This window comes from Hyphococcus aureus (assembly GCF_042643165.1).
Classification (GTDB): domain Bacteria; phylum Pseudomonadota; class Alphaproteobacteria; order Caulobacterales; family Parvularculaceae; genus Hyphococcus; species Hyphococcus aureus.
In genome coordinates, this window is the sequence record NZ_JBHRSH010000002.1 from 1160562 (window position 1) to 1176626 (window position 16065).

Sequence of the window (16065 nt, forward strand, 5' to 3'; positions counted from 1 at the left end):
CTAGCCCTCCCTGACGCCGGCAGCGCGAGCGAGCGAACGCGGATCAAGCGGCGTGCGCGAGGCGGGATCTTTTTCCGCCACGGCTTTCATAATGTCGCGCGCTTTCGGTCCCGCCGCACGGGCGCCGCCTATGCCATGCTCAACGACCACCGCACAGGCATAGCGTGGATTTTCAAAGGGCATGTAACTGACAAACAGCGCATGGTCACGGCGCGCCCAAGGCAGATCTTCAGGCTTGGCGAGACCGTGAGCGCGATCTTCCGCCGTGATCGCATATACTTGGCTGGTCCCGGTCTTGCCCGCCATCTGCCATTCCGGGTCTTCGAGCCGCGAGCGAGCCGCAGTTCCATATTCGTTGGTGACCGCGTTCATGCCGGCGCGAACGACGGCGAGGTGCTCCTGATCCACATCGATCAGCGGCGCTTCAGGCGCCGGCAGAACGAGATCACCCACGGCGCGCACCAAGCGTGGACGCACGGCCTTTCCGGTTGCGACGCGCGCCGACATCACAGCAAGCTGCAGAGGCGTCGATGTCACATATCCCTGGCCGATGATGCAGGAGAGAGTCTCGCCCTGAAACCATGGCTGCTGCGCCGGATTGCCGGAAAAATATTCCCGCTTCCAGTCCCGGTCGGGAACAACGCCGCGCTGCTGCCCCGGGATGCCAAGCTCGTATGTCTGGCCAAGACCAAATTTACGCGCGGTGTCCGCAAGAAGATCGATCTCCAACGTTTTGGCGATGTCATAATAGAAGACGTCACAAGAATGTTTGAGTGAGTTCTTCATATCCACGTGGCCATGGCCGCCGCGTTTCCAACAGTGGAAATAGCGATTGCCGTACCAGATGCGCCCATTGCAATGGACGCTATGGTTTGGCTTCACCCCTGCGCGCTGCGCGGCGACGGCGGAGATCACCTTGAAGGTCGAGCCCGGCGGATAAACGCCAGACAAAGGCTTGTTCAAAAGCGGCTTGTATGGGCTGGCGTTCAGGTCCCGCCACAGATCAGGATCGATACCCACATTGAAATCGTTGGGATTGAACGCCGGTGTTGAGGCGAGCACGAGGATGTCGCCGTTGACGACGTCCATCACCACCGCGGCGGCGCTCTGAATGTCCTGGTCGACGCCCGGCGTGGGCTCGGCCAGCACCTTCATCGTGTGGGCCTGCAATTCTGAATCAATCGTGAGCGTCAACGTACGTCCCTGCGTGGGGGGGACGGCGCTATCGACCATTTCTTCAATAACGCGGCCATGAGCGTTGATCTTCACATTCATCGCGCCCGCGTCGCCGCGCAGCTCATCTTCGTAGGTGCGCTCAAGCCCCTCACGGCCGACCTTGAACCCTGGCTGCCGCAACAAAAGACGGTCTTCATCGCTTTCTTGCGCGGAAAGATCGCGCTCGGTGACCGCCCCCACATAGCCGACGACGAAAGCCGCATCGGCCCCGTAAGGGTAGTCCCGGGTCTCACCGACATCAGGCAGGACACCCGACAAATGAGGCAATTCGAAATTGAGTTTGGAGAAATCTTCCCACGACAAATTATCGGCGATCTGCACAGGCGTAAAAGCGCCGCGTCTGCGAATTTCGCGCATCACCCGCGCCCGCTTGTCTTCGCTGACAGGCGTGATCTTGTTGATCTTGTCGAGAATGGCGTCGACGTCACGCGCCTGCTCGGGCACCAGGAGCACACGGAAATTCTTGCGGTTCGACGCCAGCGGACCGCCAAATCGATCGACGATTTCCCCGCGCAAAGGCGTCAATACGCGCCGGTTGAATTGATTTTCCTGTGCGAGATCGAGATATTTCTGATGGTCGGCGATCTGGAGCTGGTAAAGCCGCGTCGCGATCCCGCCAAAGAGCAAACTAACGCCGCCGCCGAGCAGCACTGTACGGCGAGAGACCGTTTCCTGGCGTTCCGGATCGTGCGCGTTAACTCCAGCCATCGCGCTACACCTCCACCAGAACGCGGCGGTGCAGTTCGCCAAAGACGGCGCCAAACAGCGGATAAATGGCCGCCGTCGCCGCCAGTTGCAGCATAAGGAAACGCAGGGGCAATAACTCGCCGGACATAAGGCTCATCACAAGCCATAAGATAAGCCCTGCGCCGAGCGCTGCAAAGGCAAAACCGATCCAGACCACCTTTTGTTCACGGCCCAGAAAATAGGCGCGCTGAGACATCACAATGAATTGGGTCACAAGGTAAACCGCGGGCCACAGCCCCAAAGGCCCGCCAGTTAACAGATCCTGTAAAAGCCCTATGAAAAAAACGCTTAAAGGCGGCAGATAATCAGGCCCGTAGACAGACCAGAAAAAGACAATCACGAGCGGGATGATCGGCGTTGGCGCCACGCCCTCAAAAAGCCGCACCGGAGCCGCCAGAAGAAAGACGCCCAGCACGCCGAGAAGGGTCGGCGCCGCCGCTTTCAAAAGCCGGAAAAGATTTTCCGCGCGATAGCCCATCAGGCTTAATCCTCCGCCGGGGGTTCAGAGGCCGCATCCGCCTGACTATCCGCTTCCTCAGCCTCGGACGCCTCTTCCTCATCGGAGATGTGATCCACCACCGGGAAAGCGTAATTAATGACGCGCACCATGCGTGTGCGGGCGTAATTTGCGTAGAGATCGACGGTAATATCGCCGCGATTTTCGCCGGTGACGACGCCAACAGGCAGCCCGCGCGGCAACGCGCCGCCGGCGCCCGAGGTCAAAACGCGCTGGCCCGGCTCGGGCTCAAGGTCATCGGCGCTCGCCGTAAAACTGATTACGGGCTGCGCACGGGTATTGCCCACGAGAATGCCTTCAACATTCACGCCCTCCACATAAACCGGAATCCGGCTTTGAATGTCGGTAAGGAGAAGGACGCGGGAAGCCCCGCCGCCGGCCTCGACAATCCGGCCGATGAGGCCGTTTTCATCGACCACCGCCTGACCCACTTCAACATTATTGGCGCGGCCGGCATTGACGATCATGGAGCGCGCAAACGCGTCGTTCGATTCGCCAATGACAAACGCGCTAATGGGTTGGGCTTCCGGCGGCGCAGCATAGCCTTGAAGCGCTTCATACACTTCAATGGTTTCACGCAGTTCGAGCGCTTCATTCATCCACTGGCGCAGCTCGGCGTTTTCTTCTCGCAGAGCCTTGTTCTGCTCCATGACATTGAAATAATCGCCGACCGAACCGACGACGCCGTTTACATAGGAGATAGGGCCGGAAAAAAGCGACAGGACGGGCGAGGCCACGTCCATGACGCCCTCACGCGCCTTTTTGAAAACAGACGCCTGCGCCGAGTAAAGGCTCGACAGCAACAACAGCACCGAAACGAGAATAAGCAATACGAGGACGAAGCGGGAATGCGCTTTCCGTCCCAGCCCTTCCCTACGGTCCTGCCCGAGAAATTCCATGTCTAGCGAACGTATTCCGTTTGGTCGCGCCGTTCCCGCTCGCTAAAACCCGGGCATACGCCCTAGATTGCGGAAGAGAGAACGCCGCGCATTGCTTTCGTGTTTTCAAGCGCCGCGCCGGTGCCGAGCGCCACGCATGAGAGCGGGTCGTCAGCAACTGAAACCGGCAAGCCGGTCTCATCGCGCAGCACCTGATCGAGGTTCTTGAGGAGCGCCCCGCCCCCAGTCAACATGATTCCTGTATCGACGATATCGGCGGCGAGTTCCGGAGGCGTCGCCTCGAGTGCGACTTTCACCGCCTCGATGATAGCGCTGACAGGCTCTGCAAGGGCTTCAGCGACCTGCGCTTCGCCAATGCGGACTTCCTTGGGCACGCCATGCATAAGGTCGCGGCCTTTGATCTGGATCGTGGTGCCCGAGCCTTCGGTCGGGATCATCGCCGAGCCGACTTCCTTCTTGATCCGTTCCGCCGAGGCTTCACCGATCAGGAGGTTGTACATGCGGCGGATATAACCGACGACCGCGTCGTCCATTTTGTCGCCGCCGACCCGAACAGAGCGAGAATAGACAATGCCGCCAAGCGACAAAACCGCAACTTCTGTGGTGCCGCCGCCGATGTCGACCACCATGGAGCCCGTGGGCTCAGTGACCGGAAGCCCGGCGCCGATCGCGGCCGCCATGGGTTCTTCAATAAGCTCCACCTTGCGCGCGCCGGCGCTGAGCGCTGATTCCTGAATGGCGCGGCGTTCAACCGCCGTAGCGCCTGAAGGAACGCAGACAACAATCCGCGGCGATGCAAAGGAGCGGCGATTATGAACCTTGCGAATAAAGTGTTTGATCATCGCTTCCGCGACTTCGAAGTCAGCAATCACACCGTCACGCATCGGGCGGATCGCCTCGATTTCGCCGGGGGTCCGGCCGAGCATTTCTTTGGCTTCATTGCCGACGGCGCGGACAACCTTTCGACCCTGACGGGTCTCGATCGCGACGACGGAAGGTTCGTTGAGAACGATACCGCGGCCTTTGACGTAAACGAGCGTATTGGCCGTACCGAGGTCGATGGCCATGTCCGCGGAAAGCATGCCGAACAAAGTGGAAAGCATTGGGCTGGTCCTATTCGTGGGTACTGAAATTCACGGACGGTCTTATCCTTAATGCGTTCCTAAATCGTCAACAAATGGCGGAAACGTGCGGTTTTTGCTGATGAGATCATACTGACCTGTTTACGATCTACCAAGATTCTTTACCCCGCGCAGACATTCCTTAATAAACATTTCCCCGCTTGCCCCGGCTTCTCGATCAAGCCCTGAGCCGCCGATAGACCCAGCGCATCAGCAACAGGAACGCGAGCCAGCCGACAATGACCAGAACAATAAGCCCCAGATCGCGCGGGTCCCGGCTCGTGAAGAAGCTGAGAACATTGTCCATTTCCAGCTGAAGCGCGTTCGGGTCCGGGAAAAACGCGGAAAGCACGGCGATCAGGGCGATTTTGGGGATGATGCCAATCCCCGTACCAATCCAATACTTCCATAAGGCGATATGGGCGGCGCCTGCCGCTGCATTGACGACAATGAAGGGCGCCGACGGCACCACTCGAACCAGTCCGCTCGCCAGAACGCCATGGCGGCCGATGAAATCGATCGTACGCTGCACCCGGTCGCTGCCGATCCGGTTCACCCAGCGTCCGCCAAGAAAATGGCCAAGGGCGAAGGTGAGAGTCGCGCTCACCATGGTGGCGATCCAGGAATAAATCGCCCCGTTTTTCGGCCCGAAAACAATCACCGTCACAGTGATGAGGCCGATCTGGGGAAATCCGGTCAAGGCCAAGAAGGCGAAGATGGAAATCACCCCCAGCACCGCCCAGCGCGATTCCGCCGCTTTCATCAAAAGGCGACTAAGCTCCCCATCCTGCTCAAGATTGAGCCATTGCTGGCCATAGGCGAGCATCACAATGACGAACGCCAACAAAAACAGCGACACCGCCAGGGAAGTGATCGCCTTGGCGTCCATGGACGTCAGAAAGCGCCCCAATCGGCGCAAAAACTCGACCATACCCTTAAGGGCCCCGATTTACACTGAACCGGCCGTAGCGCTCCCCGCCTTGCGATCTGCCCGGCGCGCCCGACCGAATCCGGATCAGATGCTAGTTTACCTGTTCACTGCGCCTTCTCCATCCCCGAGCGAGCAGCTTTTGGAGTGTGATTAAATAACGCCATCTGCCAATGTTTGCAATCTGACGTTAACCATTCCCGATTGGCGATTTGATCTTTGAGCCTATAGTGGCCAGCATGGCCATGGGGAAAACACGGCTTCGAAACGATGTCTGATCGATGTGGGGGAGACTCTGATGCGCATCCAGTTATTCATCTGGCTTTTGCTTATTGTTCTGGGCGCAGCCATAGGCGACCGCTACGGCCTTCCCGGCTGGGCGCGCGGCCTTACCGACCGGGGATTTTCATCGATTGAAAGCTGGTTCGGGCGGCTTGATGAACCCATACCCGCCGATGAGGAAAATGACGAAAGCGACTCTTCAGCCGAGGACGAAGCAGCCAGCCCTGATGTCGAGCCGACAGCTTCAGCGCCGGAACCGGCGTCAGGGGATTTGGGCAACGCCGCCAATGCCGGCCTGCGCGTGAATGACGCTGGCCTCACCATCATCAAGGCAAGTGAAGGGCTGCGGCTGGAAGCCTATAATGCCGGCGGTCAATGGCTCATTGGCTATGGCCATTCACGCACCGCGACAGTCGGCATGACCATCAACGAAAGCGAGGCCGAAAAATTGCTGCGCGAGGATGTGCGCGCATCGGAAGACGTCGTCAAAAAAATAGTGCTGGTCCCTTTGAACGAAAACCAGTTCTCCGCGCTTGTCTCTTTCGCCTACAATCTGGGCGCCGGCGCCTTTTCGCGCAGCACCGTTCTCGACGCCCTCAATGCTGGCGACTACACACAAGCAGCGGATAATTTCCGCAATCATAATAAAGGCGGCGGCGAGGTCATTCCGCATCTTGTGGAACGCCGGGAAAAAGAACGCGCCCTGTTTCTGGCGCCCGCTTAGTCAGCTTTCTCAGGCGCAGAATTTTCAGGCGTTGGACCGGAATTACCGATATCAACGATGAACTTCCATCCGTCAGACTCTTTGCGCCAGATAGAGACATATTTTCCGTACGATGAGGTTTCTCCATCTTCACTCTGAGCGGTGAAAATATAAGTACCCCATGTATAACCGAAATCGCCGCTTGATGCTGCGACGCCGTCCATAGGGGCCCATGACAAAGTTGCGCCTTCGGGCCAGGTTGAAAATCTTTCAATGAGCTTATCGCGGCCTTGATAAGGCGCGCCGCCTTCTGGAAACATGCGCACATCATCTGCCGCATAAGCGGCGAAGGCTGCAGGAACGCCCTCAGCTTTCGCCATCGCTGCAAAATCGCGATCGGCGTCCAGCATCTCATCTAGAGGCCCGGCCAGTGCGCTTGAGATCAATGTTGCAACTGCGACTAACGTCGCGAGAACTTTTTTCATGACATTTCCCCTCAGACTATCGGCGACAAGATAGCCCAATAAGGGCGGATGAAGGCTCACTTTCCAGTGATATGCAGCATTTCCCGCAGGCGTCTTTCAGCCTCCTCCGCACTGGCCGCACGAGGCCAATCCGGCGCCTGATTCCGAAACCATGTAAGCTGACGCTTGGCGAAACGCCGCGTGTTCTGCTGCAATGTTTCAAGCGCAGTTTTGGCGTCGACCTCGTCGCGGAGCATAGCGGCGACTTCCGGTACGCCAAGCGCTTTCATCACAGGCAACGACGGATCGAGATTGCGGGCCAGAAGCGCCCGCACCTCGTCAATGGCGCCCTCCTCCATCATCATAGCGGCGCGCGCATCGCAACGCGCATAGAGAACATCCCGAGGCGGCTCAATAATGATACGCGCATCAACACTGCCCACGATCGGTGCACGCGGGCGCGCCTGATGCCAGGATAAGGGTTTTCCTGTAGCGCAAAAAACTTCCCATGCGCGCAACAGCCGCTGCGCGTCTCCTGCCGGAAAACGCTCCATTGCAGGATCCTGGGACACAACCTCATCCCGAAACGCTTCAGGGCCCAGCTTGTCGCGACGCGCCTGCGCCAGCGCACGCACCTCTGTCGGCATTTCCGGCACAGGCGACAACCCTTCTTCCAGTGCGCGAAAATAAAGCCCGGTGCCGCCGCAGACCAGTGCAACTATTCCGTGTGCCGCGCATTGATCAAGCGCAACTTTTGCGAGTCGCGACCAGCGCCCTGCGGAGCAACGCTCCGACGCATCCAGTGCGCCATAGAGGTGGTGCGGCGCTATGGCCTCCTCTCTGGCCGTCGGCCGGGCTGTTATGATGTTCAAATCATTATAGACTTGCATGGCGTCAGCGTTGATGATTTCGCCGTTAAGGGCTCCGGCGAGCGCTATCGCAGTTGCCGATTTGCCGCTGGCGGTCGGCCCTGCGATGAAAATGAGACCCGGCTTATTCACGGTTTGAAGTTCGCATGAGTATGAAGTTTGTTCTATCGATCATCGCTAATCCGTCAAAAACGCCTATCGATTCAGCACTGATTGACGAGTTCCGGAACGCGCTTGGTCCTTACGTCCGCGTTGGCTCATCGGCAAAGGAGCTTGCTCCTGCTGAAGCTTATGACATAGCGCTAACCGAACATCCAAGGCCGGATTTTCTGCCGCGCATCGAGGCTGTGGCCATTCGCGCGCGCATTGACGCCAATGTGATTCCCGTCGAGAACCGCCGCAAAAAACTCCTGATCGCGGATATGGATTCCACCATCATCCAGCAGGAATGCATCGACGAGCTCGCGGAATACGCAGGCAAGCGGAAGGAAATTTCCGACATTACCGAACGGGCGATGCGCGGTGAACTCGACTTTGAGGGCGCGCTCAATGAACGCGTCGCCATGCTCGCCGGCCTTCCTGAAAGCGTGCTCGAAGAAACATTTGAGAAACGCCTTACGCTAACGCCGGGCGCCAGGACACTTGTCGAAACCATGAACGCCAATGGCGCCGTCACCGCCCTTGTTTCAGGGGGATTCACCTACTTCACGTCACGCATCGCCAGGCGGGCCGGGTTTCAACATCAGCAGGCGAATGAATTGTTGATTGAAAACGGCAAGCTGACAGGAAAGGTCCAGATGCCAATCCTGGGCCGCGCCGCAAAACAAGAAGCGCTGGAGACCATCGCCGCTGACAATGGCGTCGCGTTGAGCGAAACCATGGGCGTGGGTGATGGGGCCAACGACCTTTCCATGCTGTCGCGCTCGGGACTCGGCGTTGCATTTCACGCCAAGCCTGCGGTGGCGCAATCAGCGGAAACACGCATCCATTACGCAGACCTGACCTCCCTACTCTATCTGCAGGGCTATTCAAAATCGGAATTCACCGCCTGACGTCTACGGTCGCTCTGTTTTAAGGACGGAGTGATTCGTAGAACAACAGATCGCCGCGCTGGACATAAATCTGCACAGGCCCGCTATTGAGGTTTCTCAGCTTACCGAGCTTATCCACTGCCGCAGAAGGGCGCGTGATCCGCTCCCAGCCGATTTCGAGGATAATATCGCCTGGCTGCAGCACGATCGCGGCCGTGCTTTCCGGATCGACGGCGGTAACGACAACGCCTTGAACGGTGGGCGGCAGACCATAAGCCTGGCGCACTTCATCGGTCGGCTCCTGCAGCGTAAGGCCGGAGCCGCGCGCTGCATTGGCGGGCAAAATGCTCGACCCGTTAGCCGCGAGCATACGGGTTTCACGGCGATCGACACGAACCTGCACAGTCACCTTTCGCCCATCGCGCAGCACTTCCATAGGCACTGTCGTGCCAATCGGCGTATCGGCGACGGCGCGGGTCAGATCGCGCACGCTTTCAATTTCACGGCGGTTAAACAGAAGAATGACGTCATTGGGTTCAAGACCTGCGTCTGACGCAGGGCTGTTCGGGCGAACCACCGTCACGACAGCGCCTTTCGGCACGCGCAGCTTCAGTGACGATGCAAGCTCCGGCGTGACATCATCAATCGAAACGCCGAGCCACCCGCGGCGGGTTTCGCCATAATCCAGAATCTGCGTCACCACGGTTTCCGCGAGATCGGCAGGCACGGAGAAGCCGACGCCAACCGAACCGCCCGTCTGCGAATAAATCGCCGTGTTCACGCCAACAACTTTGCCGCTCATGTCAAACAGCGGGCCACCCGAATTGCCGCGGTTAATAGCGGCGTCAGTCTGAATAAAATCATCATACTGACCGGAATTGATGTCGCGATTGCGCGCGGAGACGATGCCCACCGTCACGGTGCCGCCAAGGCCAAAAGGATTGCCTATGGCGATCACCCAGTCACCGACGCGCGCCGCATCGGAATCGCCGAAACTTACAAAGGGAAATTTGGAGCCGCCTTCGAGTTGCAAAACAGCGAGATCGGTTTCGCGGTCGCGGCCTTTCACAACTGCGGTGAATTCGCGCCCGTCATGAAGGGTCACTGTAATGTTCTCGGCGTTATCGATGACATGATTGTTCGTCACCACGATACCCGAGGCGTCAATGATGAAGCCGGAGCCGAGCGAAACGGCCGGTTGATCGAATTTGCGCTGAAGCGGCGCAAGTTCGCCGCTCGCCCTGCCGCTGCGCGAACGCTGGGCGGAGGAAATGTTCACCACCGCCGGCGTCAGTTTTTCAGCAAGATCTGCAAAACTTTCCGGCGCGCCCCGCGATGGCGCCGCTGCGACCGTTCCGGTCACCAGCGCACCCGACGCGAGAACGCCAACCAAAAGCCCCCGAACAACGCCCAAACGAGCCATAATCGCCTCTATCTTTCCCCGAAACCAAACCTTTAGATCGATCAGGTTAACGCAAAGCCGCCCGCCCGCAAATCACCTTGCGGGCGGGCGGTGCATTTTCGCTTCAAATTGACCGCAAAGGACAGCGCCTTACTGGCGAGCCCCCTGCAAATTATTGAAATATCTAAAGAATTCGCTATTCGGCGAAAGCAGGATGGTTGTGTCGCCTTTTTTCATCGCCTCCTCATAAGCGATGAGGGAGCGATAAAATGCGAAAAATTCCGCATCCTTGCCATAGGCGGCGGCGAAAATCGCGTTTCGTTCGGCGTCGGCGGCGCCGCGGATTTTCTCCGATTCCTCGTTGGCCTCGGCCTTGATCTCAATAACCTGACGGTCGGCCTGGGCCTTGAGCTGGTTCGCCCGCTCACTGCCTTCTGAACGGTATTGCTGGGCGAGCTGGTTGCGTTCGGCGATCATCCGCTGAAACACCGCTTCGGAGTTTGTCTGCGGCAGGTCCGCGCGCAAAATTTTCACATCGATGATTTCAACGCCGAGCGGCCGCGCCGATTGGCTCAACAGGTCACGAATACGGATCATTAATTCACTGCGTCGTTCGGAAATGATTTCATCGACCGTCACTTCGCCAAGGACGGCTTTAATAGAACGGTCAAACTGTGGAGTAAGACGGCTTTCGCCATTCGTCTCCGAACGGACCGATTGATAAAACAGCAACGGATCAGTGATGCGGTAACGCGCGAAAGCATCAACAATCAGACGCTCCTGATTGCGCGCGATGATTTCCGTCTGCTCCTGCTCGAGGATGCGATTGCGCCGGTCGATAAAATCAACGGTTTCGAAAAACGGAACTTTGAATTTAAGTCCGGATTCGAGATACTGACTTTTCGGCTCACCAAAACGAAAGACCAGCGCCGAATGCGTTTCCGGCACTGTAAACGCCGTGTTTAACAAGATCACCAGAAAGGCGACCACAGCAACGCCGATAAATGGAAGGGATGCGTTTTTCATCTTAATTGTCTCCCTGCTGACGGCGAACTTCGTTCAGCGGCAGGTACGGGACAACGCCGGAACCCGCCCCCTCCTCGATAATAATTTTGTCCATATCTGAGAGCACGCGCTCCACCGTTTCAAGATACATACGCTGGCGCGTCACTTCGGGCGCTTTGCGGTATTCCTCATAGATATTGTCAAAACGCTGGGCCTGACCACGCGCCTCAGCTGTGACCCGCGATGCATAAGCGCCAGCATCCTCAAGGATGCGTTGAGCTTCACCACGCGCTTCCGGCACGACCCGGTTCGTATACTGACGCGCCTGTTGAATGACGGTCGCCTGGTTTTGCTCCGCAGCCTGAACATCGCGAAAGGCCTCATTGACCTCATTGGTTGGCGGCTCCGTGCCAGTCAAAAGCACGCTTTCGATCTGAATGCCTGCGTTATAGGAATCAAGCGCTTCCTGCATCAGGTCCTGGGTCTGCTGCTGAACCTCAAGCCGGCCTCCCGTCTGAAGGAAGTCGAGCGTGTTGCTGCCGACAACTTCGCGCATCGATGCTTCACCCACGGTGCGCACCAACTCTTCGGGTTCATCAATATTGAAAATGAATTGAGCGACGCCAGGCAATTTTTCGCCTGCTTCCGGCACAGTGTCGGACTTGATTTTCCACTGCACAGTGAAGGCGACATCGACGATGTTCTTGTCGCCCGTCAGCATCAGTCCTTGTGAAAGCCCGCCAGTGCGACGGTCCCGTGCCGGGATCGACATGTCGAGCACGGTTAGCGCCGGTTGCTTGATCACGGACTGGATAGGCGTAATTTTCCACCGCAAGCCAGGGCCGGTAACGTCCGTATATTTTCCGAATGTCGTGACAACCGCCAGTTCATTCGGCGCCACCTGGTAGGCGCAGCTGAAGACATAAAGCACCGCAAGCGCCGCAGCGATGAGACCGCCTGTAGACCGGTTGATCTCAAACCCGCCGCCGCCCCGTCCGCCAGCGCCGTTGCCGCGTCCGCCGCGAGGGAAAGCCCGCTTCAATCGCTGCCGTGAGGCCTGAAGCAGATCCTCAAGATCGGGGGGCTCGCCGCCACTGCGGCCGCCGCCATTATTGGGGCCGCCATTGCCGCCGCGGGGCGGTTGGCCCCAGGGTCCACGGCCACCGCCGCGATTACCGGAATTGTCTTGCCAGGGCATTCAAGCCTCTCTCTCATGAAGAATTAGCGCCTTGCGGCCCTTTGTCGGGCGGGCGCTGGTGGAAGAACCAGATTTGCGACGTATATATGTGACCGATTCCATCGGGCGCAACGCGTCAGATGCGTTTTTTTTAAGTATTTCAAAGGGTATTCCCCGTGTCTGGCAGCCTTGTTTTACGTGTACGCGCCGCTCTATCGGCAATTAAAGACCCCTCCTCGGGCCGCAACATAATTGCGGCAGGCGCTGTGGGCGGCCTATCGGCGGATGAGGACGGCAAGGTGCGGTTCACGCTGGAGGTCCCTGATGGGGACAGGCGCGCCGCGGAAGCGCTTCTCAAAGCGGCTGAGAGCGCCGCCGCTTCCGTACCCGGCGTCACCGGCGTCGCGGCCGTGGCGACAGCCCATAGCGCCGCTCCCCACCAGCAACAGCAGCCTGCAAAAGGCGGCCATGACAACCCGTTCGGCCTCAAGCAGAAGCCTCGGATTGAAGCCGCCGGCGAGCAACTCTCGGGCGTGAAGTCCATGATCGCCATCGCCTCGGGCAAGGGCGGCGTCGGCAAATCGACCGTAGCAGCCAACCTCGCGGTTTCCCTTTCCGCGCGCGGGCTCAAAACCGGCCTCCTCGACGCCGACATTTACGGCCCCTCCCTGCCGACGCTTTTCGGCATTAAAGGCAAGCCGGAAATGCGGGACAACAAGATCGTTCCGTTCGAGGCGTTCGGCGTCAAACTCATGTCGATCGGTTTTCTCATCGACCCGGATGAAGCGGTCGCCTGGCGCGGCCCCATGGTTATGGGGGCGCTCCGCCAATTGATGAGCGATGTGGACTGGGGCGATCTCGACATTCTCCTAGTCGACACTCCGCCGGGCACCGGCGACGCACATATTTCTCTCATTCAGTCGAAAAAACTCTCCGGCGCCGTCATCGTCTCTACGCCTCAGGAAATGGCGCTGGCTGATGTGCGCCGCGGCGTTCAGTTATTCCGGCAGACAAACACGCCTTTAATCGGCGTTATTGAAAACATGGCTTGGATGGAAGGGCCTGACGGATCGAAACAGTTTCTCTTTGGAGAAGGCGGCGCCGAACGGGCCGCAAAGGATCTCGGAGCGCCTTTCCTGGGGGCGGTGCCGCTATATCCCGATCTGCGGCAGGCATCAGATGACGGGCTGCCCGTCGCAGCAACGGAACACGCCGCTGCAAGAACATTCGATCAGCTTGCAGATCAAATCGTTAAATTCACGGAACGAGCGTAGCCGCGCTTTACTGCGCCGGATCGCTAGCTGTGTGATCATGCACGATTTTCCATGCGCCGGCGTCGCGGCGCATGACAAGCGAAAAGGCGCCGCTTGACGTTTCCGCGCTGCGGGCAAGATTGAAACGCCCGGTGACGACAGCGACATCATTGGTGACGAGCTTCACTTCAAGCTTTTCAAAACCGAGCTGGCCCAACCCTTCTCCACCTGAATAACGGTCGCGGTACCTTTTCATGGTGGCGTTCCAGCCCCTGGTGACATTGACGCCTGAAACAAATTTCAACTCGTCACTTTTCCAGTATGAGTTCATGAAGCCATCAAGATCGCCCTCGTTCCAGGCGGCGGCTTGAGCCATCAAGGTGGCGCGGATGACATCGGCCGGTGTGCGAAGCTGTGTCGACGGCGCCGGTTCTGGCGCCGCGGCTTTTTCCGGCTGCGGCGCCGGAGTTTGCACTTCGGCGGGCTTAACAGGTTCAGGCGCTGGCACAGCGGCTGTTTCTGGTTGCGGCGCAGGCGCAGCCTCCTGAGCGCTCGCTTGCGTAATCGCCGTCGCCTGACGCGGGGCGTCAGGTTCGGCGCCCACAAGACGGCCAACCGGCGAGGCCTGTGGACGCGTCGGCGGCTCAGCATGTTGCGCCACCAGTTGCGCCGGCCCGTTAGCGGCTGCCTCAATCGGCGGCTGCGCCAGTATTTTGCTCATTTCATCTTCGAGGGCGGCAGAAGGCGCACTCGTCTCAACGGGGCTCAACGCGGCAGGTTCAGACGCTTGTGCCAATTGCTGAGGTTCACCTGGCGGCGCGGCGGCCGGCGCCGGCTCATCTGCAATGGTTTCGGCAACAGCGGCAGGCGCAGGCGACGGCGCGGGCAATGGCTGCGACGCCGCTTCCGGCTCAGGCCGCCTGGCCTCTACCACATAATCGGAACCTGCGGTCGAAGCGTCTGCGCGCAAGGCCGGCGCAGACTGTACGCAAGCGAATCCGGAAAGCGCGAGACGCTTCACCATGGCGTCCGCTTTCTGGGAACAAAAACTGTCGGAATTATCCGCGTGATAAGGAACGGAAACATTCGCGCCGCCACCGCGCGTATAGCGTACATCACAGCTTTGACCGACTGTGCCGGGCGTTATCACTTCAATAACGCGCGCGTCAGACCCGCGTGTGCAAGTTGTTTTCGCTGCGGCGCCTTCAATCGCACTTGCAGCGACAGCCATGATCGCCAGCGCCGATGCTGATGCCACCCGTTTCATATCCCCCTCCTCACTTTCCTTCGGATATTCCCGGCGCCGCCGGAGACTATCGCGTCAACTGTATGCCAGAAGATCAGCCAGTTGCAGCCTAAACGCCGGAATTGCTTATACTATCGCGCGATCCATGAATGCGCCGTCGCCAAAATACCTAAAAATTACCGCTCTTTGGCGGGGATTCGGGATCTCCGGTCGAGAATGAAAAATTGGCAAGCATGCTCATTCCGGTCATTTTTTTCGCAGGCGCCCACCAATCGCTCAGCCCAGTCACGCGAATCAATCTCGGGAAAGCGGACATCGCCCTCAACATCGGCGTCGACGCGGGTGAGATAGATCCGCTGGGTGCGCGCCAGAGTCTGGGCGTAGATCTCGGCGCCGCCAATGATAGCGATTTCGTCAGCGCCGCTGGCGGCGGCAAGACCACGCGCAAGCTTAATGGCCCCCTCAATCGTCCGGGCAATGAACGTTCCCTCCGCAGAGAAGGACGGCGCCCGCGTAACGACAATGTTGTCCCGGCCTGGCAAGGGGCGGCCAATCGAGTCGAATGTCTTGCGGCCCATAATGATCGGCTTGCCAATCGTCGCCGCCTTGAATGATTTCAGATCGTCGGAAATTTTCCAGGCAAGACCGCCTTCGGCGCCAATGACGCCGTTTCGCGCCACCGCCACCGCCTGACACAAACGCGCAGTCACTTCGCCGCCTTCGCAAGCTCGGCGAGTGATGGGCCCGTCAGGCGATAAACCGTCCACTCATCCATGGGCGCCGCGCCAAGCGATTTATAAAACGCAATGGATGGCGCATTCCAGTCAAGGACCGACCATTCCATGCGCCCGCAATCATTCTCGATCGCAATCTGCGCGAGCGCAGCAAGAAGCGCCTTCCCCGCGCCGCCGCCGCGAGCGCTTTCGCGGACAAAAAGATCTTCGAGATAAAGCCCGTGCTTTCCGAGGAACGTCGAATAGTTGAAAAAATAAAGCGCGAAGCCGACCGCCGCGCCGTCATTTTCAGCAATGAGAGCGAACGCTTTCGGCGTTTCACAAAAAAGCGTGGCGCCGAGATGCGCCTCTGTCGCGACGACTTCATGAGAGAGTTTTTCATATTCCGCGAGATCGCGAATGAAGCCTAAAATCAAGGCTTCATCACCCTCAACGGCGCGCCGGACCATCA

16 protein-coding genes are annotated in these 16065 nt (G+C 58.7%); 3 read left to right on the top strand and 13 right to left on the bottom strand.

The genetic code is table 11. The annotated features are described in order from the left end of the window. The 5 genes from mrdA to ACFOOP_RS18530 form a co-directional block, all read right to left on the bottom strand. A complete protein-coding gene (gene mrdA / locus ACFOOP_RS18510; RefSeq protein ID WP_379882645.1) occupies positions 1-1944 on the bottom strand; it encodes a penicillin-binding protein 2 in 1944 nt (647 codons plus the stop codon). A 4-nt stretch (positions 1945-1948) separates the two neighbouring features. Next, positions 1949-2461, bottom strand: coding sequence for a rod shape-determining protein MreD (gene mreD, locus ACFOOP_RS18515; RefSeq protein WP_379882646.1), 513 nt, complete (start codon positions 2459-2461; stop codon positions 1949-1951). Positions 2462-2466: 5 nt separating this feature from the next. Further along, positions 2467-3399, bottom strand: a complete 933-nt coding sequence (gene mreC, locus ACFOOP_RS18520; RefSeq protein ID WP_379882647.1) for a rod shape-determining protein MreC — start codon at positions 3397-3399, stop codon at positions 2467-2469. Between the two features lie 62 nt (positions 3400-3461). Further along, the gene (locus ACFOOP_RS18525; protein WP_379882648.1) at positions 3462-4502 is read right to left on the bottom strand and encodes a rod shape-determining protein; all 1041 of its coding nucleotides are present in this window, start codon (positions 4500-4502) and stop codon (positions 3462-3464) included. 196 nt (positions 4503-4698) lie between these two features. Then, complete coding sequence (locus ACFOOP_RS18530) at positions 4699-5451, bottom strand: TVP38/TMEM64 family protein (RefSeq protein WP_379882649.1); 753 nt, start codon at positions 5449-5451, stop codon at positions 4699-4701. Positions 5452-5746: 295 nt separating this feature from the next. On the opposite strand from ACFOOP_RS18530, the gene ACFOOP_RS18535 reads away from it, so the two are divergent. After that, positions 5747-6454 (top strand): lysozyme, encoded by a 708-nt coding sequence (locus tag ACFOOP_RS18535; protein WP_379882650.1) that lies wholly within the window; start codon positions 5747-5749, stop codon positions 6452-6454. Here ACFOOP_RS18535 and ACFOOP_RS18540 read toward each other — a convergent pair. Both ACFOOP_RS18540 and miaA read right to left on the bottom strand, forming a co-directional pair. Continuing rightward, positions 6451-6918, bottom strand: a complete 468-nt coding sequence (locus ACFOOP_RS18540; protein ID WP_379882651.1) for a YybH family protein — start codon at positions 6916-6918, stop codon at positions 6451-6453. The genes ACFOOP_RS18535 and ACFOOP_RS18540 overlap by 4 nt on opposite strands. 56 nt (positions 6919-6974) lie before the next feature. Next, the gene (gene miaA / locus ACFOOP_RS18545; protein WP_379882652.1) at positions 6975-7898 is read right to left on the bottom strand and encodes a tRNA (adenosine(37)-N6)-dimethylallyltransferase MiaA; all 924 of its coding nucleotides are present in this window, start codon (positions 7896-7898) and stop codon (positions 6975-6977) included. A gap of 14 nt (positions 7899-7912) precedes the next feature. On the opposite strand from miaA, the gene serB reads away from it, so the two are divergent. Continuing rightward, positions 7913-8818, top strand: a complete 906-nt coding sequence (serB, locus tag ACFOOP_RS18550) for a phosphoserine phosphatase SerB (RefSeq protein ID WP_379882653.1) — start codon at positions 7913-7915, stop codon at positions 8816-8818. 19 nt (positions 8819-8837) lie between these two features. Here serB and ACFOOP_RS18555 read toward each other — a convergent pair whose 3' ends face one another. The 3 genes from ACFOOP_RS18555 to hflK form a co-directional block, all read right to left on the bottom strand. Next, positions 8838-10220, bottom strand: a complete 1383-nt coding sequence (locus ACFOOP_RS18555) for a Do family serine endopeptidase (protein WP_379882654.1) — start codon at positions 10218-10220, stop codon at positions 8838-8840. Between the two features lie 129 nt (positions 10221-10349). Beyond that, complete coding sequence (hflC, locus tag ACFOOP_RS18560; RefSeq protein ID WP_379882655.1) at positions 10350-11225, bottom strand: protease modulator HflC; 876 nt, start codon at positions 11223-11225, stop codon at positions 10350-10352. 1 nt (position 11226) lies between these two features. Further along, positions 11227-12402: an FtsH protease activity modulator HflK gene (hflK, locus tag ACFOOP_RS18565; RefSeq protein WP_379882656.1), complete on the bottom strand. Its 1176-nt coding sequence runs from the start codon at positions 12400-12402 to the stop codon at positions 11227-11229. 155 nt (positions 12403-12557) lie between these two features. Between hflK and ACFOOP_RS18570 the strand changes: the two genes are divergently transcribed. Beyond that, entirely contained in the window at positions 12558-13655 is a 1098-nt protein-coding gene (locus ACFOOP_RS18570; protein WP_379882657.1) for an Mrp/NBP35 family ATP-binding protein, read from the top strand. A gap of 7 nt (positions 13656-13662) precedes the next feature. Here the strand turns inward: ACFOOP_RS18570 and ACFOOP_RS18575 are convergent, their stop codons facing one another. From ACFOOP_RS18575 to ACFOOP_RS18585, 3 genes are all read right to left on the bottom strand, one after another. Continuing rightward, on the bottom strand, positions 13663-14901 hold the full coding sequence (locus ACFOOP_RS18575) for a nuclear transport factor 2 family protein (protein ID WP_379882658.1): 1239 nt from the start codon (positions 14899-14901) through the stop codon (positions 13663-13665). Positions 14902-15056: 155 nt separating this feature from the next. Continuing rightward, positions 15057-15590: a dihydrofolate reductase gene (locus tag ACFOOP_RS18580; RefSeq protein ID WP_379882659.1), complete on the bottom strand. Its 534-nt coding sequence runs from the start codon at positions 15588-15590 to the stop codon at positions 15057-15059. Continuing rightward, positions 15587-16063 (bottom strand): GNAT family N-acetyltransferase, encoded by a 477-nt coding sequence (locus ACFOOP_RS18585; protein WP_379882916.1) that lies wholly within the window; start codon positions 16061-16063, stop codon positions 15587-15589. The genes ACFOOP_RS18580 and ACFOOP_RS18585 overlap by 4 nt, the downstream gene beginning before the upstream one ends. Between the last annotated feature and the right edge of the window lie 2 nt (positions 16064-16065).

Bases quoted from the DNA above. Each gene is read 5' to 3' on its own strand.
- mreD (WP_379882646.1), bottom strand. From the start codon at position 2,461: ATGGGCTATCGCGCGGAAAATCTTTTCCGGCTTTTGAAAGCGGCGGCG.
- serB (WP_379882653.1), top strand. From the start codon at position 7,913: ATGAGTATGAAGTTTGTTCTATCGATCATCGCTAATCCGTCAAAAACG.
- hflC (WP_379882655.1), bottom strand. From the start codon at position 11,225: ATGAAAAACGCATCCCTTCCATTTATCGGCGTTGCTGTGGTCGCCTTT.
- ACFOOP_RS18555 (WP_379882654.1), bottom strand. From the start codon at position 10,220: ATGGCTCGTTTGGGCGTTGTTCGGGGGCTTTTGGTTGGCGTTCTCGCG.
- mrdA (WP_379882645.1), bottom strand. From the start codon at position 1,944: ATGGCTGGAGTTAACGCGCACGATCCGGAACGCCAGGAAACGGTCTCT.
- ACFOOP_RS18540 (WP_379882651.1), bottom strand. From the start codon at position 6,918: ATGAAAAAAGTTCTCGCGACGTTAGTCGCAGTTGCAACATTGATCTCA.
- ACFOOP_RS18575 (WP_379882658.1), bottom strand. From the start codon at position 14,901: ATGAAACGGGTGGCATCAGCATCGGCGCTGGCGATCATGGCTGTCGCT.
- hflK (WP_379882656.1), bottom strand. From the start codon at position 12,402: ATGCCCTGGCAAGACAATTCCGGTAATCGCGGCGGTGGCCGTGGACCC.
- ACFOOP_RS18525 (WP_379882648.1), bottom strand. From the start codon at position 4,502: ATGCTTTCCACTTTGTTCGGCATGCTTTCCGCGGACATGGCCATCGAC.
- ACFOOP_RS18535 (WP_379882650.1), top strand. From the start codon at position 5,747: ATGCGCATCCAGTTATTCATCTGGCTTTTGCTTATTGTTCTGGGCGCA.
- ACFOOP_RS18585 (WP_379882916.1), bottom strand. From the start codon at position 16,063: ATGGTCCGGCGCGCCGTTGAGGGTGATGAAGCCTTGATTTTAGGCTTC.
- ACFOOP_RS18530 (WP_379882649.1), bottom strand. From the start codon at position 5,451: ATGGTCGAGTTTTTGCGCCGATTGGGGCGCTTTCTGACGTCCATGGAC.
- mreC (WP_379882647.1), bottom strand. From the start codon at position 3,399: ATGGAATTTCTCGGGCAGGACCGTAGGGAAGGGCTGGGACGGAAAGCG.